This window comes from Rhodocyclaceae bacterium, assembly GCA_020248265.1.
Lineage (GTDB): Bacteria > Pseudomonadota > Gammaproteobacteria > Burkholderiales > CAIKXV01 > CAIKXV01.
This window is the reverse complement of sequence record JADCHX010000002.1, coordinates 492,612-513,566: the sequence shown is the minus strand read 5'-3', so window position 1 is coordinate 513,566 and position 20,955 is coordinate 492,612. Positions and strand designations below refer to the sequence as shown.

Genomic DNA, 20,955 nt, shown 5'->3' with positions numbered 1-20,955 from the left:
TCTGGGGTCAGACCCCGGGGTCAGACCCCAGGGTCTGACCCGGGGGGCAGGCTCGGGGTCAGGCCTTGACCTCCCGGTTGAATCGGTCGATGTACTCCTGGCGGCGTGGGTTGACCACGGCCCAGTCGACCGTATTCATCTTCTCGATGACCGCCATGTCCTTGGCATACTCCTGCAGGCCCTTGCTGAACGGCGCGCGCGAGTTGGTCGGGACGAGATAGTTCGGCGCTTCGGCCATCGCCGCCTGTACCGACGGGCTGATCGCCTGATTCAGGTACTCGGCAGCGAGGTCGGCGTTGGGTGAGTTCTTCACGATGTGCATCGTGCTGCGGATCATCGTGAAGCCGGAGTCCGGTGCTACCAGCTTCACGGGCACGCCCTTCGCCTGCAGGTCGCCGGTATTGTTGTTGTAGTGGCAGGTGATGTCGATCTGTCCCTGTGCGAGCATCGTCGCCAGCGCACCCGGGTTGGCGGCCACCGCGCCGACGTTCGGCATCACTTTCTTCAGCCACGCGAAGGCGGGTTCGAGGTTGTCGTCGCCACCGCCGTTCACCCGCGCCAGCTCGGTCATCCAGGCGATGCCGAGGGTCGAGCCCAGCCCGACCAGACCGATGCGACCCTTGTACTCGGGACGCAGCAGGTCGTTCCAGCTCTTCGGCGGATTCTTCACTCGCTCGGTGTTGTAGGTGATGCCGAGGATCTGGGCGGAGACGAAGACGCCGAGCCCGCGCGGGTCGACGAACCGCTTTGGAATGTCCTTGAGGTTCGGCAGCGCCGGAACCTTCTCGAAGATGTCGTTTGCAAGCGCCGCGATGTAGGGGCCTTCATCGAGGATGATCGCGTCGAACGGGGGCTTCTTCGGCGAGGCGACGATGCGCGATACCGTGTCCACCGCGAGCGAAGGCACCAGGTTCACCTGCTTCACCCCGGACGCTTTCTGGAAGGCCGGCACCAGGATGCCGCGGTGCGCGGTTTCCCATGCGCCGAAATAGGTTGTGGCCGACAGCGACCGGGTCTGTCCGAACGACAGACCGACGCCGCCGGATGCGCCGACGGCCCCGAGGGCTGCCAGGCCTTGCACTGCACGACGCCTGCCCAGTTGGATGCTCATATCCAGGTTTCTCCCCATGTGGATTCGAACGGACCCGGCCAGCGCACCAGCGTGGACGGGGCAGGGCGACGGATGCCCGATCGAGGTGCATCCGTCGTGCGGGCGTGCGGCGCGCACGAAGGTTGCGCACGACACGATCCGTTCCCATGAGTGGCGAAATGCAAGCGGTGTGCCAGAAGGGCAGGCGGGGTCGTGACGCTCTGGCATGCTTCTTTCTTTCCTTCGGGGACCGATCACCACCCCGAGGCATTGCACGGATGCAAAGCGAGACACCCCCCAACGATGACCGGTCGTCCTCCGCGGTCGTGCTGGACCGGGTGACCCATCGTTATGGTGCATTCACCGCGGTGCAGGACATCCAGCTCGAGATCCGGGCCGGCGAGTTCCTCGCACTGCTCGGCCCGTCCGGGTGCGGCAAGACGACGCTGCTGCGCATCGTCGCCGGACTGATCCGGCAGAGCGAGGGCCATGTGACGATCGGCGGCGAGATCGTCGACGCGCTGCCGCCCAACGAACGCGGCGCCGGGATCGTATTCCAGAGTTATGCGCTGTTCCCGCACATGACCGTCGCGGCGAACATCGAGTACGGCCTGCGGGCGCGCGGCATGCCGAAGGCGGAACGGGCTGGCGTGGTCGAACGGATGCTCGCGCTGGTGCGCATGAGGGAGCATGCGGCGCGCTATCCGCGCCAGCTGTCCGGTGGCCAGCAGCAGCGTGTCGCCCTGGCGCGTACGCTGGCGGTCAGCCCGAAGGTGCTGCTGCTCGACGAGCCCTTTGGTGCACTCGACAAGAACCTGCGCCTGGGAATGCAGATCGAAGTCAAGCGGCTGCAGCGCGAACTGGGCATAACTACCGTGATGGTGACGCACGACCAGGAAGAGGCACTGGGCATGGCCGATCGCATCGCGGTGATGAGCGAGGGTCGCGTCGAGCAGCTAGGTACCCCGGAGCAGATCTACGATCGCCCCCGGTCGCTGTTCGTCGCCCACTTCGTCGGCACGGCAAACCTGTTCGGCGGCCGGCTCGAGCGAGAAGGCGATCGCTTCGCGGTGCAGCTCGCGGCGGGCGGACGCCTGCAGCTGGACGATCCCGGCCCCTGCTCGCGTCCCGGCCAGGTCAGTGTGTCGGTGCGTCCGGAACACCTGGTGTTCGTGCCGCCCGCCGACGGGACGATCAACGCGACGGTAGAGTTCGCGTTGCCGCTCGGGCCGACGGTCGTGCATGAGCTGGCCCTAGACAATGGCGACAGGGTAAAGGTAACGGTGGCGCGTACAGGCGCTCACGCATGGCTGGCGCCAGGGACGCGTACCGGCCTCGCCGTCGCACCAGGCGCACCCGTCGCGGTGTTCCAGGCATGACGCCAGCACCTGTCCAGGGCGAGGCCGTCGTGCTTCGCAGATCGCCGCTGCGGCAATGGCAGCTGGTGCTGCCGCTGGCGCTGTTCTTCGGCGCGTTCGTGCTCGGGCCGCTGGCCCTGCTCGGCTACGTGAGCCTGCATACGGACGTATCGCTCGAGGAAGCCAGCCTCGCCCAGTACACGAAGTTCCTCGCCGACCGTTTCAACCTCGGCGTACTGGGCGCGACGCTCTGGCTCGGGCTGAAGGTGACGCTGCTCACGCTGTTGATCGGGTATCCGCTGGCCTACCTGTATTCGGTCTCGGCGCCGCGCTGGCAGGGCGTGCTGATGCTGTTGATCGTCCTGCCGCTGCTGACCAGCGCCGTTGTGCGCACGTTCGCGTGGCTGGTCATCCTGGGCCGGCAGGGCATCGTGAACGAGTTGCTGGTCGCCATCGGTCTGTTCGAGATGCCGGCAAAGCTGCTGTATACGCCGACCGCGGTGGTCGTGGCGCTGGCGCAGATCGAGTTGCCGTTGATGGTGCTGCCGATCATCACGGTGCTCGCCGGGATCGATCCCAACCTGCGCCAGGCATCGCTGTCGCTGGGGGCGGGCAGCTGGCGTACCTTCCTGCGGGTGATCCTGCCGCTGTCGGCGCCGGGCGTACTCGCCGGCTGCCTGCTGGTCTACGCCTCGTCGGTGAGCGCCTTCGTGACCCAGACGCTGGTCGGCGGCGGGCAGCAGATGTTCATGCCGTTCTACATCTACCAGCAGGCGATCCAGGCCAACAACTATCCGTTCGCGGCGGCGATCGCGATGATCCTGCTGGCGAGCGTGCTGGCGATCGTGGTGACGGTGAACCTTCTTGCACGGCGCATGCGCGGGATGGTCCATGGGTGAGGGAGGGTACCGGTTGCCCGCGACCGGGGGGGCGATGCGTGGCGAATCGGTTGCCTCGCGTGTTGAACGCGGCACGTTCCATGCCGCGGTCGGTACGCTCTCCACCATCGCCATCGTGCTCCTGATCGCGCCGACGCTGATCGTGCTGCTGGTGTCGTTCACCAGCGGCCAGTCGCTGCGCTTCCCGCCGCCGGGCTGGTCACTGCGCTGGTACCAGGCGCTGTTGACCGACTCGCCGGACCTGTGGCGTGCGGCGACGCTGTCGCTTCAGGTGGCGGGCATGGCGACCGCGATCTCGACCGTGCTGGCCGTATGCGGGGCGCTCGCGCTGGCGCGCGAGCCGCGGCTATGGGCGCGTTTCCTCGACTCGGTGTTCATGTCGCCGCTGATGCTGCCCACGCTGGCCCTGGGTCTCGGGCTTCTGGTCTGGTTCAATGTGTTCGGTACCGGGGTTTCCATGGTGACGCTGGTCATCGGCCACACCGCCATCACCACGCCCTACATCCTGCGCACGACCTGTGCCAGCCTGAGCCAGCTCGACGGGGTGCTGCTGGAAAGTGCCAAGAGCCTCGGCGCGGGGCCGCTGTTCGCCTTTCGAACGGTCACCCTGCCGTTGATACTGCCCGGCGTGGCTGCCGGCGCGTTCATCGCCTTCATGATGTCGTTCGACAACGTGGCCATCTCGCTGTTCCTGTCGGATGCGCGCAGCGAGGTACTGCCCATTCGCCTGTGGAACATCATCGAATCGAACCTCGACGTACGCGCTGCCGCGGTGTCGGGCGTGCTGATCGCGGTGACCACGGTGCTGGTGATCGTGATGGAGCGGGTTGTCGGAGTCAGCCGCCATGTGCGCTAGGAAAGGTCGCCAGGCGCCGCGCGGCCGGGGCATCACCGTGCAGTCACGGATCACGCTCGAGAAAGGATGACCGGATGGCATCGTTGCTGTTGCGGGGTGCCCGTGCGCTGCTCGGCACCGATTTCAACCTGTCCGGGCCACTCGATGTCGCCATAGCGGACGGGCGGATCCGGGCCATTGGTCCGGCGGGCAGCCTGCCCGATGCGCCGCTGGTGATCTCGCTCGAACGCCGGCTGCTCGCGCCCGGTATGGTCAACGGACACTTCCACTCGCACGAGCATTTCCAGCGTGGGCGACACGAAAACCAGCCGCTCGAGCTGTGGATGCACAACGTGCGCCCGGTCCGGCCGGTGCCGCTCACCCCGCGCGACGCATACCTGCGCACGATGATCGGCGCGATCGAATGCCTGCGCAGCGGCGCGACCACGGTGGTCGATGACCTCACGCTCGGCGCGGCCATCGACCGTCCGCTGCTCGATGCCGTGTTCCAGGCCTACGAGGATGCCGGCGTACGCGCGCTGGTCGGCTTCGCCATGATGGACCGCGCGGTGATCGACAATTTCCCGTACGTGGACGAGTGTGCGGATGCGGCGATGCTCGCGCGGCTGCGCGCGCTGCCGCGGCCGTCCCCGGACGCGTTCCACGGGCTGGTGCGCGAACTCGCGCGCAGCCGCCATCCGCAGTCGAACCGTGTCGGCGTGCTGGTGTCGTGCTCGGCGCCGCAGCGCTGCACGGAAGGATTCCTGCGATCGTCGCGCGCGCTGGCCGATGAGCTCGACCTGCCGGTCATCACGCATGTGCAGGAAACGCGGATGCAGGTGGTGACCGGCCAGTCCTTCTACGGTCGGACAATGGTCGAACACCTGCATGCGCTAGGCTTCCTGAAGGAGAAGACCACGCTGATCCATGCGGTCTGGCTGAACCCGCGCGAGATCGGACTGCTCGCCGCCGCCGGGGCGACAGCCCAGCACAATCCATGGAGCAACCTGATGCTCGGCTCGGGCGTCGCCCCGGTGCGCGAGTTGCTGCGCGCAGGGGTGAATGTCGGCATGGGTACCGATGGCATGGCCTCGACGGTCACGGCGAACATGCTCACGTCGGTCGGATCCGCAGCGGCGCTGTCCAAGCTGCGCGGCGACGATGGCGACTGGCTGAGTGCCCGCGAAGCGTTCGCCATTGCCACGGCCGGTGGGGCGCGTGCGTTCGGATTCGGCGACAGCCTGGGCAGGATCGAGGTCGGTGCGATCGCCGACCTGTGTGCCTGGCGCCTGGATACCATCGGCTTCACCCCGCTCGCGGACCCGGTCCGGCAACTGGTCTACGGCGAACGCGGTGCCGGCCTCGACCTGGTCCTGGTGGATGGCGAGCCGGTGCTGCGCGATGGCCGCTTCGTGCGGTTCGACGAGTCGGCCCTGCTCGCGGAGATCTGCGCCACAGCCGAACGGCTGACGCCCGAGTTCGAACTGGCCGAAGCCTCGGTCGGCGATATCCATCGCGTGATGCGCGCGGTGCTGGCGCGCTGCGAAGCGCAGCCCGTGGCACGGGACACCTTCAGCGCCCGGCTCTGAAACGGCGCCGTTCCCGGAGAGGGTATCCGACCCTGATTTCCGGCTCCGGGGTAGCATCGCGGCTTTGGCGACCCGCCCCCGAGGAGACATCGATGAAGCTCTACATCAGCCCAGCATCGCCATTCGCGCGCAAGGTGCGCCTGGTCGCGCACGAGGCAGGCCTTGCGTCGCGGGTCGATGAGATCCCGACCGCAGTGTCGCCGCTGAAGCCGAACGGCGACCTGGCGAAGGCGAACCCGCTGATGAAGCTGCCGACGCTGGTCACCGACGAAGGCTTCGCGCTGTTCGATTCGCCGGTGATCTGCGAGTACCTCGACAGCCTGAATGCCGGGCGCAAGCTGTTCCCGGCTGCTGGCGCAGCCCGCTGGAGCGCGCTGCGCCAGCAGGCAATCGCCGACGGCATCCTCGACGCCGCGATCGGCGTGCGTTACCAGACCGCGCTGGCGCCCAAGGAACTGCAGTGGACCGACTGGCAGGATGGCCAGCGCACGAAATGGAAGCAGGCGCTCGATTTCCTGGAGGCAGATGCGAAGAGCCTGGAAGGCGAGCCGACCATCGGCTCGTTGTCGGTCGCGGCCACGCTGGCCTGGCTCGACTTTCGCTACGGAGCCGACGACTGGCGCAAGGGCCGGCCGGCGCTTGCGTCCTGGCTCGCGGTGTTCGGCGAGCGGCCGTCGATGCTCGCGACCCGGCCGACGGCCTGAACCGGGCCACCAACGGAAACGGGGTCGCCAGCGACCCCGTTTCGCGGTACTGGCTGTTGCGGCCGGTCAGGCGTAGCTGCGCAGGCGCATCGAGAACTCACGAAGCTGTGCGACGCCGCTCTGTTCGGCACGCACGCACCAGTCCTGCAACTGATGTACCAGCTGTTCCTTGGATGCGGTCGAGCGGGCCCAAAGCGCCGACAGTTCCTGGCGCATCGTGTAGATCTTCTGCAGTGCTTCGCTGCGGCTGAGCACCTCGGAGAGTGCCGGACGCACCGTGTCCGGCACATCTGCGGCGTCGCGCTGCAGCCAGTGCCGCAGCGAGGACAGGTCGAGGTGCGGCATTGCCGGCGCCCCGTTGCGGATGGCACCGATTTCCTGGCGCCATGTGGCCGCCAGCATCTTGCCGTAGCGCGAGAGTACGTCGTAGCGGTGTGCGATCACGGCATCGAGGGTATCGACGTCCGCGACCGTCTTCGTCGTATCGAGGCGGACCTGCGCAGCCACCTTCTTCACATGCGCGAGCCCCACCATCTCCATCAGCCGGATGTACATCCAGCCGATGTCGAACTCATACCATTTCGACGACAGCCGCGCGGAGCTGGGGTAGGCATGGTGGTTGTTGTGCAGCTCCTCGCCCCCGATGAGGATGCCCCACGGCAGGATGTTGCGGCTGGCGTCCTCGGCAGCGAAGTTCCGGTAGCCCCAGAAGTGGCCGATGCCATTGATGACGCCGGCGGCGGTGACCGGGATCCAGAGCATCTGCACCGCGAAGATGGTGATGCCGATCGGCCCGAACAGCAGCACGTTCAGCGCCAGGGTGGTGTATGGCCCCATGACCGAGTAGCGCGAATAGAGGTTGCGCTCGATCCAGTCATCCGGCGTGCCGCTGCCGAACTTCTCGAGGGTCTCCTTGTTCTTGGCCTCGGCACGGTACAACTCGCTACCTTCGAGCAGCAGCTTGCGGATACCGAAGATCTGCGGGCTGTGCGGATCTTCCGGCGTCTCGCAACGTGCATGGTGCTTGCGGTGGATGGAAACCCATTCGCGGGTGACCATGCCGGTGGTGAGCCACAGCCAGAAACGGAAGAAGTGCGAGACGACGGGGTGCAGGTCTAGGCCGCGGTGCGCCTGCGCGCGGTGCAGGAAGATCGTCACTGCTGCGATGGTGATATGCGTGACCACCAGGGCATAGACGACATAACCCCACCACGGGAGATCGATCAGGCCGGAGAGCATCAAGTATCCTGTTTCAAACGAAAGTGAGCGGCAGTCTACCGAAAAACCGGAGGTTTCTGGTCTCCGCGTCACCTATTTCGGATATTGCCCCGAAAACCTTGACTTTCAAGCGCTTGCAGCGCCCTTTTCGGATTGGGGAGTGCTGCCGGCAGGCGCCGCTGCGGCCCGGGCAGAGGGTTGCTCGGGCAGGTCCGGGCCGAGCAGCCGCACTTCCCGCTGCGGGTAGGGAATACGGACGCCATGTTCCCGGAACGTCTGCCACAGTTCCCGGTACAAATCCGACCGCAGATTGTTGCGTCCGCGGTCCGGATCGCCGACCCAGGCACCGAGTTCGAGTTCTATGCCGCTTTCGCCGAACAACCGGACCAGCACGGTCGGCGCTGGGTCTTCCAGCACGCGCGGATTGCGAGCGGCCACTCGGCGGATCAGTTCGATCACCGCCTCGAGATCGGACTCGTAGGCGATCTGTATCGGCACCGCGATGCGCACCTTCGGGTCGCTGTACGACTGATTGATCACCGTGCTGGTGATGATCGTCTCGTTCGGGATGATCGCCTCGTTGCCATCCAGGCTGCGCACCACCACATAGCGGCCGGTCATCCGGGTGACGACACCTTCCCGGTTGTCGATCACTACCGTGTTGCCGATCGACACCGAGCGGTCGGCCAGGATGATGAAGCCGCTGACGTAGTTGCTGGCGATCTTCTGCAGGCCGAAGCCCAGGCCGACGCCGAGCGCACCGCCGAAAACCGACAGCAGCGTGATGTCGATGCCGACGACCGACAGCGCGACGAGCACCCCGATCACGATCAGCAGTGCCTTCGCAGCCTTCGCGAAGATCACCCGTACGTTGATGTCCATCGCCTGAGCGCCCATCAGGCGCGCTTCGATCAGCCGACCGATCCAGAGCGCGACGAGTAGGGTCAGCACCACCGACAGCGTACCTCGCATCATCAGCAGCACCGATACATGGCCCTTGCCCATCGGTATCGTCACGCTGTCAAGGATGCGGGTGATCGCCGGCAGCACGCCGGTCAGGTGCAGGGCGACGCCGATCCAGACCGTCCAGCCGATCAGGCGCTCCCAGGCATCCATCGCCGGCGAGGCGTTGAACGCCGAACGCATCAGCCAGGCGAGCACGCGCACGATCGCCAACGCCGCCAGCAGAGAGCTGGCGATGCCCAGCAGTGCGGTCGGATTCCACTCGGCTAGCAGCGCGTGTGCCGGCAGCAGCAGCAGCAGGCCCGACACCGGGAACAGCGCCCGTTCCAGCCCGGCGACGCTCGACTTCCAGCGGCCCTCGACCCGGTCGAGCCGAGGCTGCAGCCACAGCTTCACCGCCCATGCAAAGGCCAGCGCCACGGCGATCGCGCCCAGCTGCCATGCAGTGGTCACCTGCTGCAGGCCGTGGCCGAGCAGCGAAAGCGCGGAGGGGATATCGTTGACTGCGGGAGGCTGGGCCATCGTCGGAGAATGCGTGGGGTGCTGCAGCCCTGCGATCCTGAAGCAGATGCCTCAGAACGTGCCGGCTTTCGCCGTGAACATGGCTCGGTACTCGTCAGCCTTTAACGGATCGCTCAATCGTGTGCGCCGCTGGCCGCTGGCTCGATCTCGACCAGCGCGCCGAGGAATTCCTTCGGATGGATGAAGGCGATCGGGTCGCCGTGCACGTTGCGCTGGGTCGACGGGTCGCCCAGCACCTGCACGCCGCCAGCCTTCAGCCCGGCGGCCGTCGCACCGACATCTTCGGTGCCGAGCGAGAAGTGGTGGATGCCGCCGCGCGGATTGCGCGCCAGGAAGGCGGCAATCGGCGAAGCCGGGCCGGTCGGCGCCATCAGTTCGATGCGGGCGTTGGCCAGTTCGATGTAGGTCATCCGCACCTGCTGCTGCGGGTTCTCCATGATTTCGCCGGCCGCCAGGCCGTAGCGGGCCTGCAGGGTGCCGATCGCTGCATCGAGGTCGGGCACGGCGATCGAGACATGGGCGAGGTGGGTGAACACGGGTCAGCCTCCCAACACGCGGTCGGCACGCAGGCGGGCGATCTCGGCGTCGTCAATGCCGAGCTCACCGCGCAGTACCTCGTCGCCGTGCTCGCCCAGCCGGGGTGGCGCCTTGCGGTAGGTGGCCGGCGTCCCGGACAGCTTCACCGGGCAGCCGAGGGTGCGGAAGTCGCCGTAGGCATCGTGCGACATCGGCACTACCATCTCGCGCGCCTCTGTCTGTTCGTCGGCGAGCGCCTGCGCGACCGTGTTGATGCGTGCGCAGGGAATGCCGGCGCCACGCATCGCGGCAATCCATGCGTCTGCCGGACGCTCGCGGGTGCGCAGGCCGATCGACGCATCGAGGCCATCGCGGTTGGCGATGCGCTCGGCATTGGTCGCGAACTGCGGATTACTTGCCCAGGCCGGCTCGCCGATCAGTTCGGCGAACTTGGCGAACTGCGCGTCGTTTCCCACCGCGACCGCGATCATCGCGTCGGCGGCCGGGTAGGTCGTGTAGGGCACGATGTTCGGATGGCCATTGCCGAAGCGCCGCGCGTCGCGGCCGCTTGCCAGATGGTTCATCGCCACGTTGGCGAGCAGGAACAGCCCGGTCTCGTACAGCGAGGCCTCGACCTTCTGGCCGCGGCCGGTGCGCTGGCGCGCGGCCAGGGCCGCCAGCACGCCGTTGGTGGTGATCAGCCCGGTGGCGATGTCGACGATCGCGACGCCGTACTTCATCGGTTCGCCGTCGACGTCGCCACAGATGCTCATCAGGCCGGATTCGGCCTGGGCGATGAAGTCGTAACCCGGCAGCGCCGCCTTCGGACCGGTGCTGCCGTAGCCGGTCACGCTGGCGCGGATCGCACGTGGCGCATGGGCGTCGAACCAGGCATCGTCGAAGCCCCAGCGGGCAAGGGTGCCCTTCTTGTAGTTTTCGACCACCACGTCGGCCTTCTCGATCAACCTGCCGAGCAGTGCACGCCCGGCCGGTTGCCCGAGGTCGAGGGTGATCGAGCGCTTGTTGCGGTTGGCGCCGAGGTAGTACGCCGCCTCCGCATCGCCCGGCGCCGCGCCGGGCTTCGAGACCCAGGGCGGGCCCCAGGTGCGGGTGTCGTCACCCGCGCCCGGAGGCTCCACCTTTATCACGTCCGCGCCGAGGTCGCCCAGCATCTGGGCGCACAGCGGCCCGGCCAGCACCCGGGTCAGGTCGAGGACCCGGATGCCGTCGAGCGCACCCGCCGGCCCGCCGTTGTCGTTACTCGGGACAGAAGACTCGCTCATCGTGTAAGCCTTACTTGTGCAGCTTGCGCATTTCGGGCGGCTCGTTCAGGTTCCGCTCGAAGCCGTCGACGTAGCTCGCCAGTTCCCGCTTGGCCTGCATCCGGAACTGCTGGAAGTTGGGCTTGCGGCCCTGCAGGAACGCGTCCATGCCCTCGTTGGCCTCGGGCGAACCCCAGACGTGCGCGAGCAGTTCCATGCCGTGCTGCCACGACGAGTACAGGTTGTCCGACTCGAAGTTGAGCGATTTCTTGGTCATGCGCAGGGTGAGCGCGCTGTGGCCCTTCATGGTCTCGCACCACTTCAGCGTCTCGGCCAGCAGGTCTTTCTGCGGTACGCACTTGTTGATCAGGCCGACCTCGACGGCTTCCTTTGCCGGGAAGCGGCGGGCACAGAAGATCATTTCGCGCGCCAGGCGTTCGCCGATGATGCGCGGCAGATACTGCGTGGCACCGACCGTCGGGCAGGCGCCGACCTTGGCACCGGTCTGGCCGAGTACCGCGTTCTCGGAGGCGATCACCAGGTCGCACCAGAGCGCCAGTTCGTGGCCGCCACCCATGCACCAGCCGTTGACCATCGCGATCACCGGGATCGGCAGGCCGCGGATGGTCATCGCCAGCCCGAGCATGCGGTCGTTCCACATGTAGGCATTGGTGAAGTTCAGGCGCTTCATGGCGTAGAAGTCGCCGCCGGCGGAGAACGACTTGTCGCCGGTGCCGGTAATCACCGCGCAGACGATCGACGGGTCTTCGCGCGTGGCCTTCAGCGCGTCGATCATCTCGTCGAGCGACTGCTCGCGGAAGGCATTGAGCACGCGCGGACGGTTGATGGTGATCCAGGCGACCTGGTCTTTCACTTCGAACAGGATGTCGGTGTACTTGCGCGCGCGCGCGGTCGCGACCGTGGGTTTGGCCTTGCCCGATTTCTTCGCATTGGTGACCTTGGTGGCCTTGGTGCCGCTCGTTGCCATTGCTTCCGTCTCCCCTGTGATGGGTGGTTGAGCCAGGTTGGCCCGCGTGGAGTGGATGTGACCCCGCCGGGCGTTTTTGTCCGGACAAATGTTACCATCGGTGGCGCGTCAGTGAAGCGTCTCCAGCGGAGCAACAAAGTCGTGGAATCCCCAGTCGACGGCGAACGATCGAAGCGGGCCGCCCAGGGGCGCGGCCGCGCTGCGGCACCCCTGTACCAGGTGATCACCCAGCGACTGATCGAGGAGATCCGTTCCGGGGTGTTGCCGGTGGGTGGACTGCTGCCGCCCGAGGTCGAGCTCTGCAAGCGCTTCGAAGCGAGCCGCTACACCGTACGCGAAGCGCTGCGTACGATCACCGAGCGCGGCCTGCTGGTGCGTCGTCCGGGCGCCGGGTCGGTGGTGGTTGCATCGGAGACGCCGACCGCCTTCACGCAGAGCGTGAAGAACGTCGAGGAGCTGATGAACTATCCGCCGGACACATTCCGGGAGAACGTGAGCAGCCGACTGGTGGTCGCGGACAAGCCGCTCGCGCAACTGCTCGCCTGCGAGGTGGGTAGCCGCTGGTTCCGGATCAGCGCGATCCGGCGTACGAATTCCAGCCCGGAGCCGCTGGGCTGGACCGACATCTATCTGCTGCCGCGCTACAGCAAGGTGGTCGACGCGGTCGACCACGCGCAGACCCATGTGTACCAGCAGGTCGAGCGGATCTTCGGCGAGCCGACCGTGCGTGCACGGTTCGAGATCTTCGCCAGCCGCATCCCGACCCGGCTCGCGCGGCCGCTGAAGGTGGCCAGCGGCACGCCGGCGCTGACCTTCGTGCGCCGCTACTTCGGCGCCAGCGGCGAGAACTTCGAGAACTCGGTGACCGTGCATCCGGAGCACCGATTCACCTACACCATGGACGTGCAGCGCGAGCCGCGCAAGCCACGCCGCGGCTGAGCAGGCCCGTGCCGGCCATTCCATTGCCGTAACCGTTCAACACTGGAGGAGTCCCATGCTGAAGATCAAGCGCATCGAGGCGATCGCGGTCAGCCTGCCGATGGCCAAGCCGATGAAGATGGCCGGCGTCGAGATACGCACTGCCGACAACCTGCTGGTACGCATCGAGGCGGCCGATGGCAGCGTCGGCTGGGGCGAGGCCGCTTCGGCGCCACACATGACCGGCGAGACGGTCGAGAGCATGGTCGCCGCGGTGCGCTACCTCGCTCCCGCGACCGAAGGCCGCAATGTCGAGGATCTGCACGCCCTCGCTTCGCACTGGGAGTTCGCGCTCTACGGCAACCATGCCGCGAAGTCGGCGATCGAGATGGCGTTGCAGGACCTGACCGCGAAGGCGGCCGGCATCCCGGCCTGGAAGCTGTTCGGCGAGCAGCGCCGCGAGCGCATGGCAGTGCTCTGGCTGATCGGCACGGGTTCGACCGATGGCGACGTGGCGGAGTCGAAGGCGCGCAAGGCGGCTGGCTTCGTCGCCTACAAGATCAAGGTCGGCACCGGCGAGGCAATCGACGATGCACGCCGCTCGCTCGCGATCTGCGAGGTGCTGGGCGACGGCAACCTGATTTCGTCCGACGCGAACCAGGGCTACACGGTTGACGGTGCGCTGGCATACGTCGATGTCGTGAAGGATTCGCGCCTGGACTTCTTCGAGCAGCCGGTGCGTTCGAAGGATCTCGCCGGGATGGCGAAGGTCGCGGCGGCGAGCAGGGTACTGATCGGCGCCGATGAAGGCCTGCACAGCCCCGAGGATATCCAGCGCCACCACGACATGAAGGCGGCCAGCGGCGTGAGCCTGAAGACGATCAAGCTCGGCGGCATGCGCGAGGTGTTCGATGCCGGCGTGCTGTGCGCGAAGCTCGGCATGCGCGTCAACCTGGCGAACAAGGTCGCCGAGTCGAGCATCGGCATCGCCGGGGTGCTGCACCTGGCCGCGGCGCTGCCCGGCCTCGACTGGGGCCTGTCGATCACCAACCAGTACCTTGCCGACGACATCGTCGCGCGGCCGCTGCGCGTGGTCGAGGGCCATGCAGAGGTGCCCGGCGGCGTCGGGCTCGGCGTCGAAGTCGACGAATCGAAGGTGCGCAAGTACCAGAGGGCGCTCTGACCATGGCGAAGACCTATGCAGCCGTACCGTCGCGCAAGGTGGCTTTCCTCGGCCTGGGCGTGATGGGCTATCCGATGGCCGGGCACCTGGCGCGCGCCGGACACTCGGTCACCGTCTACAACCGTACTGCGGCGAAGGCCGCGCAGTGGGTGGCCGAGTACGGCGGTGCGTCCGCGGCGACGCCCGCGACGGCGGCAGCCGGTGCCGACATCGTGTTCGCCTGCGTCGGCAACGACGACGACCTGCGGTCCGTGGTCGTCGGCGACGGCTCCTCCGGCGCGTTTGCCGGCATGAAGGCCGGCGCGATCTTCGTCGACCACACCACCGCATCGGCGGACGTCGCGCGCGAGCTGTCCGCGCTGGCGGCGTCGAAGGGCCTGGGCTTCATCGACGCACCGGTGTCCGGCGGCCAGGCGGGGGCGGTGAACGGCATGCTCACCGTGATGTGCGGCGGTGCGCAGGCGACCTTCGACACGATCGCGCCGGTGGCCGGTGCGTTCGCGCAGGCGGTGACGCTGCTCGGTCCGAGCGGCTCCGGCCAGCTGGCGAAGATGGTGAACCAGATCGCCATCGCCGGGCTGGTGCAGGGGCTGTCCGAAGCCATCGCGTTCGGCCAGCGTGCCGGCCTCGACATGAATGCCGTGCTGGCGGTGATCGGCAAGGGCGCGGCGCAGAGCTGGCAGATGGACAACCGTGGCCGGACGATGGTCGAGCGCAAGTTCGAGTTCGGGTTCGCGGTCGACTGGATGCGCAAGGACCTCGGGCTCGTATTCGACGAAGCCAGGCGCAACGGTGCGCTGCTGCCGGTAACGGCGCTGGTGGACCAGTTCTATGCCGACGTGCAGCAGGCTGGTGGCCGGCGCTGGGACACGTCGAGTCTGATCGCCCGGCTGCGCTGAGGGCCGCTGCCCTGGCGGCCTGCCAGGGCAGCGGCGCCGACACCGGGTCAGGCCGTCGCCGCGTCCACCGGTGGCCGGGTGCCCGCCACCCCGTCCGCATCCGACGCGCTGATCGTGGTGCGCATCATCAGCCGTGCATGGTCGCCGGCAGGCCATGGCCGTCCGCGGTGCATCGTCGCGCGGTTGTCCCACATGACCACGTCGCCAGCCTGCCAGGCATGGGTGTAGGTGTGCGCCGGGTCCGTGATGTGTTCCATGAGCTCGGCGAGCAGCGCCTTCGAGTCGGCTTCGGGCAGGCCCTCGATCGCATACGCGTGCGACGCGAGGTAGAACGAATCGCGGCCGTTGACCGGATTGCGCCAGCGGATGCGCCAGCAGGCCGGCGGCATCGCGGCGCGTTCGCGCTCGGAGGCCAGGTGCGGGGCGATCTGCCCGCGCGAATGCGCATAGTCGTGCCAGACGCAGGCGTCGAACAGCTGCGCCCTGGCAGCCTCCGACAGCCGGTCCCAGGCCGCGCGCTGGGAGGCGAACTGGGTCTCGCCCCCGGTCGGCGGGATGATGCGCGCCGACAGCACCGAGGCCAGCGCCGGATGCTGCTTGAACGAGCTGTCGGTATGCCAGAGCTGGTTGGCCTTCGCGCGCAGCGACTCCTTGTGGTCGGGCGCCACCAGCTTGCCTGTCGCGCGGTCGACGTTGGTCAGGATGCTGAAAGGCGTGCCTTCGCCCAGCGATGCCACCTTCGCCACTTCGAGCGTGCCGAAGCGCTGCGAGTAGGCCACCTGCAGCTCGTCGGTGATCTCCTGCCTGCGGAACAGCAGCACCGAGTGTTCCTCGAAGGCCGCGCGCACGAACGCATAGGCTGCGTCGCCGCGCGGGCCGGCATCCGCGACGTCGGCCAGCGAGACGCCGAGCACTTCGGCACCGAAGACGGGGCTGAGCGGTCTGAGGTCCATCGGTTGCTGCTCCTGTTCGCGGCGTCCGCCGATCGGGGAGCACCTGTCCGGATGACTATACTGCAACCCGCCCGGCGCACTCAGGCGGCGCGCAGCGTCTCGAGGAATGCCTCGCCATAGCGCGCGAGCTTGGTGTCGCCGACGCCGCTGACCTGGCGCAGGTCTTCGACCGTCTGCGGATGCAGCATCGCCATTTCGACCAGCGTTGCATCGTGGAACACGACATAGGCCGGTACGCCCTGTTCGGCGGCCAGCCGACGGCGGCAGGCGCGCAGTGCCTCCAGCAGCGCGGCGTCGACGCCGGCCGGCAACTCGGCAGCGCGCCGCGCCTTCGTGGCGCGATCGCGGCCGGTTGCCTTGCGCCGCGACACCTTGCGGATGCGGATCTCGATTTCGCCCTTGAGCAGCGCGCGCGCAGACTCGGTCAGCTGCAGCGCGCCGAAACGTTCTGCATTTGCATGCAGGTAGCCGGCGGCGATGAGTTGCCGTGCGACGGCACGCCAGCCCATGTCGTCGAACTCGGTGCCCACCGCGAAGGTCGGCAGCTTGTCATGGCCGAACTGCACCATCCTGGGTGTGGCCTTCCCGAGCAGCAGGTCGATCAGGTGCCCGGCGCCGAAGCGCTGGCCGGTGCGCAGCGCAGCCGAAAGCAGCTTCTGCGCGGGCACGGTGCCGTCGATGGTCTCCGGCGGCTCCAGGCAGTTGTCGCAGTTGCCGCACTGGTAGTCGGCATCGAGCGTCTCGCCGAAATAGTCGAGCAGCACCCGGCGCCGGCAGTGCGTGGTCTCGCAGTAGCCGAGCATCGCATCGAGCTTCTGCCGCTCGATACGCTTCACCTCGTCGGGAGAGCCGGACTCGTCGATGCGGTTGCGCAGCAGCACGACGTCGGACAGGCCATAGGCGAGCCAGGCTTCAGAAGCGTCGCCATCGCGTCCGGCGCGGCCGGTCTCCTGGTAGTAGCCCTCGAGGCTCTGCGGCAGGTCGAGGTGGGCGACGAAGCGCACGTCGGGCTTGTCGATACCCATGCCGAAGGCGACGGTGGCCACCATGACGATGCCGTCCTCGCGCAGGAAGCGCTGCTGGTGCAGGCGCCGTACGTCGGCATCGAGCCCGGCATGGTAGGGCAGGGCGTTGACGCCCAGGCCCGAGAGCCAGACTGCGGTCTCGTCGACCTTGCGCCGCGACTGGCAGTAGACGATGCCGGCCGCGCCCTCGTGCCCGTCCTTCAGGAAGCGGCCGAGCTGCTCCCGCGCAGCGTCCTTCTCGACCACCCGGTAGCGGATGTTCGGGCGGTCGAAGCTCGACACGAACAACCGCGCGTCGTTCAGTCCCAGCCGGTCGAGGATCTCCTGCCGGGTGATGGCGTCAGCGGTGGCGGTCAGCGCGACGCGCGGGATCGACGGGAAGCGCTCGTGCAGCACCGACAGCTGGATGTACTCCGGCCGGAAATCGTGGCCCCACTGCGACACGCAGTGCGCCTCGTCGATCGCGAACAGCGCGACCTTCGAGCGTTCGAGCAGCGCGAGGAAGCGGTCGGTAAGCAGCCGTTCCGGAGCCACGTACAGCAGGTCGAGTTCGCCCGCCTCGAACGCGTGCTCGACCTCGCGTGCCGCGCGCGCATCGAGCGACGAATTGAGGAAGGCCGCGTTCACGCCAGCCAGCTTCAGCGCGTCGACCTGGTCCTGCATCAGCGCGATCAGCGGCGAGACGACCACGCCCGCGCCTTCGCGCACGATCGACGGGATCTGGTAGCAGAGCGACTTGCCGCCGCCGGTGGGCATCAGCACCAGCGCATCGCCTCCGTCGACCAGGTGGCCGATGATCTCCTGCTGGTGGCCGCGGAACTCCCGATAGCCGAACACCCGGCCCAGGACTTCCCGGGCGCGAGCGATGCCGCCGTCGGTCACCCCGGCTGCCGGGGATCGCGCGGCTTCGGCTCGGTGGCCGGCAGCGGTTTCGGCAGGTCGTTGTCGATGAATTTCAGCAGCGCGGACAGCTGCGAGGAAGCCTGCCTGCGCACCGCATCGGTATCGCAGCCAGCCCAGTCGTAGAAGCCCTTGCCGGCAGCCAGCCCGGTCTCGCCGCGCCCGGCCATCGCCTGCAGCATCGGATTGGCGACATTGGTGTGGAACAGTGCCGGCACGATCGACGCCTGCGCCTCGGCGTGGATCTTCAGCCCGCTGATGTCCTTCTGCTGGATCAGCCCGTTGAGGACCATGCGCGGGGCCAGCAGCCGGCGTGCCGCATGGTCGATCGCAGCGGCGTCGGCTACGCCGGCCTCGATCAGGTAGTAGGCCTCGTTCAGGATCGCATGCTGCAGCCGGTTCACCAGGAAGCCGATGATCGGCTTGTACAGCACGACTGTCTCCTTGCCCGATCGGCGCAGCGCGTCGGCGGTAATGTCGACCGACTCGCGCGACGAGGCAGGCCCACCCATCACCTCGACCACCGGCGCGGTGTCGGCCGGCATGAAGTAGTGGATGCCGAGAAACTTCTCGGGACGCTTCAGCGTCTTCGCCAGCTCGACCAGGTCGAGTCCCGAGGTCCCGGTGCCGAGCAGGTAGTCCTGCCCCTCGTATGCAGCCTCGACATCGGCGAACACCTGCTGCTTGGTGGCGACGATCTCCGGCACCAGTTCGATGATCAGATCGGGCGCCTGTGCCGGCAGCGTGGCCACCGCGGTGACGCCCTCGGGCAGGTCGGTGATCGATGCGGCCCGCGCCGAGCGGACCATGGTCTGGAACCCGGCCTGCGCGAAGGTCTTCGCCACGCCACGGCCCATCACGCCATAGCCGTAGATCAGTACGCTCTGGATCTTCTTCATCGTGCTCTCCGGGGGCGCACTGCCGCCCCTTGGTGGTTGCGCGCCCGTGGACGGGTACGGCCCGCGGGCGTTGCCCACGTCTGCGAGCCGTTGCCGCCCGCAGACGTCCATCTCCTGCTGTCGTCGATCAGCTGAGGCCCCAGATGCGCTTGCCGGCCACCGGCAGCTTGGCCATCAGGATATCGCCCGACAGTGACTCGGTGATGTACAGCGTCTTCAGGTCCGGGCCGCCGAAGCAGATGTTGGCCAGGTGGTGGTGGGCATGGTTGGTCGAGTGGATCAGGTGCGTGGGAAGCATGTTCGCATCGAATCGCCAGACACCGACCCCCAGCTGGCAGACGAACAGACCGTTCTCGCCGTCCATCTCGATGCCGTCCGGGCCGCCGACGCCGCCCGAGAGCTGGATCGCGACGCCAGTCTTGGAGATCGAACCATCCTGCATCAGCGGCAGGCGCCACACCGAATTCGAACGGGTGACGCCGACATAGCAGTGCTTCTCGGTGGTCGACAGGGTGATGCCGTTCGGGCTGGGCACGTTGTTGCAGAGCCGGTCGAGGGCACCGTTGGCGCGCCAGCGGAACACGCGGCCGGTCGGGTCGGCGATGCCGGTCTGGCCCTGGTCGGTGAAGTACAGGTCGCCGTTGGTCGCGAAGTGCAGGTCGTTGCAGCCCTTGAAGCCTTCGCTGAACGCGGTGCGCAGCACTTCCTCGATCTTCATCGTCTTCGGATCGATGGTCAGGATGCCCATCTTGTAGTCGGCGACGAAGATGCGGCCGTCCTTGTGGAACTTCAGGCCGTTCGGCCAGCCGTTGTACTGCAGCGCGAGTTCGATGTTGCCCTTCGGGTCGGCGCGGAAGATACGGCCGAATGCGCAGTCGACGAACCACAGGTTGCCGTCACGGTCGAACGAAGGCCCTTCGAGGAAACACTCGATCTCGGTGCCCTGCCGGTTCGGATGCGCCCAGTCGCTGTACTGCTTCTTGCGGTACTTGGCGGGCAGTGTCGCGAAGACTTCGGTCTCGATCAGTTGCAGGGGTTGGAACGGATTGAACATTTGTACGTCTTCCTTTCGTGCGCGTCTGGCGCGTGCTGTGATGGAACCCGGTGGACCTGCCGGAAAGGTAACGCAAGAATCGTGCGGAAGCTGCGGCGCAAATCCGCGCGTTGGTGCGAAACCTGTCGTCTCGTTGCGGACGCTAGTCGATACGGATATTGGCCTCGCGGATCACCTTCGCCCAGAGCGGCAGGTTTTCCTTGATGTAGGCGGTCATCTGCTCCGGCGTCCCGGGGGCGGGGGCTGCCATGCCCTGCGCCTGCAGGCGGGCGACGATATCGGGCGCGCGCAGGACCTTGCCGGTGACCTCGCTGAGCCGCCGCACGATATCCGGGGAAACCCTCGCCGGCGTGAACACGCCGTACATGATCGTCGCCTCGTAGCCCTTGATTCCCAGCGCTTCATTGACCGAAGGAACGGTGGGCAGCAGCGGGCTGCGCGAGGCCGAGGCGATGGCCAGCGCGCGCGCCCTGCCTGCCTTGACCGGCTCCGGTGCCGTGGCGGAACTGGCGAAGAACAGCGGGACGTGTCCTCCGATCAGGTCGGTCATCGCCGGCCCCCCGCCCTTGTACGGCACGTGGATCATCTTCAGACCCAGCATCTCCATCAGCAGTGCGCCGCCGAGATGGCTCATGCTGCCGATGCCGAAGGACGCGTATGACATCTTGCCCGGCTGCTGCTTGACCAGCGTGACCAGTTCCCTGAGGTTGCGCACGGGCAACGCTGGATTTGCCAGAATGACCAGTGGCACGTCTCCGACCAGCGAGATCGACTGGAAATCACCCAGCGTGTCGTAGGGCAGCTTCGGGTAGAAAGCAGGGTTCAGGATGTGGGACGTCACGCTGTGGAACATGATCGTGTAGCCGTCGGGCGCCGCACGCGCCACAGCCTCGGCACCGATCAGTCCGTTGGATCCCCCGCGATTCTCGATGACGATTGGCTGGCCGAGCGCCTGCGCCAGCGGTTCGGCGAACAGCCGCCCGAGAATGTCGGTGCCGCCCCCGGGCGGCCAAGGGATGACCATGCGTACCGGTTTGGCCGGCCACTGAGTCTGTGCCATCACGGGCAACTGCAGGGCGAAAAGGCTGCCGATGACGCAGGCGGAGATTGCGGCACGGATCATTCGACGCATCTGGGAAGCTGCCTCATGAAGTGGATTCACAACAGGGAGTATTGCCCC

19 protein-coding genes are annotated in these 20,955 nt (G+C 67.2%); 8 read left to right on the top strand and 11 right to left on the bottom strand.

Annotated features, from left to right (window positions below; translation table 11 throughout):
• Positions 1-58: 58 nt before the first annotated feature.
• The gene (locus ING98_03200) at positions 59-1,111 is read right to left on the bottom strand and encodes an extracellular solute-binding protein (protein MCA3100854.1); all 1,053 of its coding nucleotides are present in this window, start codon (positions 1,109-1,111) and stop codon (positions 59-61) included.
• Positions 1,112-1,368: 257 nt separating this feature from the next.
• Between ING98_03200 and ING98_03195 the strand changes: the two genes are divergently transcribed.
• The 5 genes from ING98_03195 to ING98_03175 all read left to right on the top strand — a co-directional run bounded on the left by ING98_03195 (position 1,369) and on the right by ING98_03175 (position 6,475).
• Positions 1,369-2,469, top strand: coding sequence for an ABC transporter ATP-binding protein (locus tag ING98_03195; GenBank protein MCA3100853.1), 1,101 nt, complete (start codon positions 1,369-1,371; stop codon positions 2,467-2,469).
• Positions 2,466-3,347: an ABC transporter permease gene (locus tag ING98_03190; GenBank protein ID MCA3100852.1), complete on the top strand. Its 882-nt coding sequence runs from the start codon at positions 2,466-2,468 to the stop codon at positions 3,345-3,347. The genes ING98_03195 and ING98_03190 overlap by 4 nt, the downstream gene beginning before the upstream one ends.
• A 34-nt stretch (positions 3,348-3,381) precedes the next feature.
• Positions 3,382-4,203, top strand: coding sequence for an ABC transporter permease (locus ING98_03185; GenBank protein ID MCA3100851.1), 822 nt, complete (start codon positions 3,382-3,384; stop codon positions 4,201-4,203).
• Positions 4,204-4,277: 74 nt separating this feature from the next.
• Positions 4,278-5,771 (top strand): amidohydrolase family protein, encoded by a 1,494-nt coding sequence (locus tag ING98_03180; GenBank protein ID MCA3100850.1) that lies wholly within the window; start codon positions 4,278-4,280, stop codon positions 5,769-5,771.
• A 92-nt stretch (positions 5,772-5,863) separates the two neighbouring features.
• Complete coding sequence (locus ING98_03175; protein MCA3100849.1) at positions 5,864-6,475, top strand: glutathione S-transferase; 612 nt, start codon at positions 5,864-5,866, stop codon at positions 6,473-6,475.
• Between the two features lie 66 nt (positions 6,476-6,541).
• Here the strand turns inward: ING98_03175 and ING98_03170 are convergent, their stop codons facing one another.
• The 5 genes from ING98_03170 to ING98_03150 all read right to left on the bottom strand — a co-directional run bounded on the left by ING98_03170 (position 6,542) and on the right by ING98_03150 (position 11,944).
• The gene (locus ING98_03170; GenBank protein ID MCA3100848.1) at positions 6,542-7,714 is read right to left on the bottom strand and encodes a fatty acid desaturase; all 1,173 of its coding nucleotides are present in this window, start codon (positions 7,712-7,714) and stop codon (positions 6,542-6,544) included.
• 105 nt (positions 7,715-7,819) lie between these two features.
• Positions 7,820-9,178, bottom strand: a complete 1,359-nt coding sequence (locus ING98_03165) for a mechanosensitive ion channel (protein MCA3100847.1) — start codon at positions 9,176-9,178, stop codon at positions 7,820-7,822.
• 113 nt (positions 9,179-9,291) lie between these two features.
• Entirely contained in the window at positions 9,292-9,714 is a 423-nt protein-coding gene (locus tag ING98_03160; protein ID MCA3100846.1) for a VOC family protein, read from the bottom strand.
• 3 nt (positions 9,715-9,717) lie between these two features.
• Positions 9,718-10,977: a CoA transferase gene (locus tag ING98_03155; GenBank protein MCA3100845.1), complete on the bottom strand. Its 1,260-nt coding sequence runs from the start codon at positions 10,975-10,977 to the stop codon at positions 9,718-9,720.
• A gap of 10 nt (positions 10,978-10,987) precedes the next feature.
• Positions 10,988-11,944: an enoyl-CoA hydratase/isomerase family protein gene (locus ING98_03150; protein ID MCA3100844.1), complete on the bottom strand. Its 957-nt coding sequence runs from the start codon at positions 11,942-11,944 to the stop codon at positions 10,988-10,990.
• A 141-nt stretch (positions 11,945-12,085) separates the two neighbouring features.
• Here ING98_03150 and ING98_03145 point away from each other — a divergent pair, with 141 nt between their 5' ends.
• From ING98_03145 to ING98_03135, 3 genes are read left to right on the top strand one after another with little or no spacing between them, the layout of a single operon-like run.
• On the top strand, positions 12,086-12,883 hold the full coding sequence (locus tag ING98_03145) for a GntR family transcriptional regulator (protein ID MCA3100843.1): 798 nt from the start codon (positions 12,086-12,088) through the stop codon (positions 12,881-12,883).
• A gap of 55 nt (positions 12,884-12,938) precedes the next feature.
• The gene (locus ING98_03140; protein ID MCA3100842.1) at positions 12,939-14,045 is read left to right on the top strand and encodes a hypothetical protein; all 1,107 of its coding nucleotides are present in this window, start codon (positions 12,939-12,941) and stop codon (positions 14,043-14,045) included.
• Between the two features lie 2 nt (positions 14,046-14,047).
• Positions 14,048-14,944, top strand: a complete 897-nt coding sequence (locus ING98_03135; protein MCA3100841.1) for an NAD(P)-dependent oxidoreductase — start codon at positions 14,048-14,050, stop codon at positions 14,942-14,944.
• A 47-nt stretch (positions 14,945-14,991) separates the two neighbouring features.
• Here the strand turns inward: ING98_03135 and ING98_03130 are convergent, their stop codons facing one another.
• From ING98_03130 to ING98_03110, 5 genes are all read right to left on the bottom strand, one after another.
• Positions 14,992-15,897 (bottom strand): TauD/TfdA family dioxygenase, encoded by a 906-nt coding sequence (locus tag ING98_03130; protein ID MCA3100840.1) that lies wholly within the window; start codon positions 15,895-15,897, stop codon positions 14,992-14,994.
• 80 nt (positions 15,898-15,977) lie between these two features.
• On the bottom strand, positions 15,978-17,789 hold the full coding sequence (recQ, locus tag ING98_03125; protein MCA3100839.1) for a DNA helicase RecQ: 1,812 nt from the start codon (positions 17,787-17,789) through the stop codon (positions 15,978-15,980).
• Between the two features lie 11 nt (positions 17,790-17,800).
• On the bottom strand, positions 17,801-18,721 hold the full coding sequence (locus ING98_03120; GenBank protein ID MCA3100838.1) for a hypothetical protein: 921 nt from the start codon (positions 18,719-18,721) through the stop codon (positions 17,801-17,803).
• A 127-nt stretch (positions 18,722-18,848) separates the two neighbouring features.
• A complete protein-coding gene (locus ING98_03115) occupies positions 18,849-19,775 on the bottom strand; it encodes an SMP-30/gluconolactonase/LRE family protein (GenBank protein ID MCA3100837.1) in 927 nt (308 codons plus the stop codon).
• 142 nt (positions 19,776-19,917) lie between these two features.
• Positions 19,918-20,898: a tripartite tricarboxylate transporter substrate binding protein gene (locus ING98_03110; protein MCA3100836.1), complete on the bottom strand. Its 981-nt coding sequence runs from the start codon at positions 20,896-20,898 to the stop codon at positions 19,918-19,920.
• Positions 20,899-20,955: the final 57 nt, after the last annotated feature.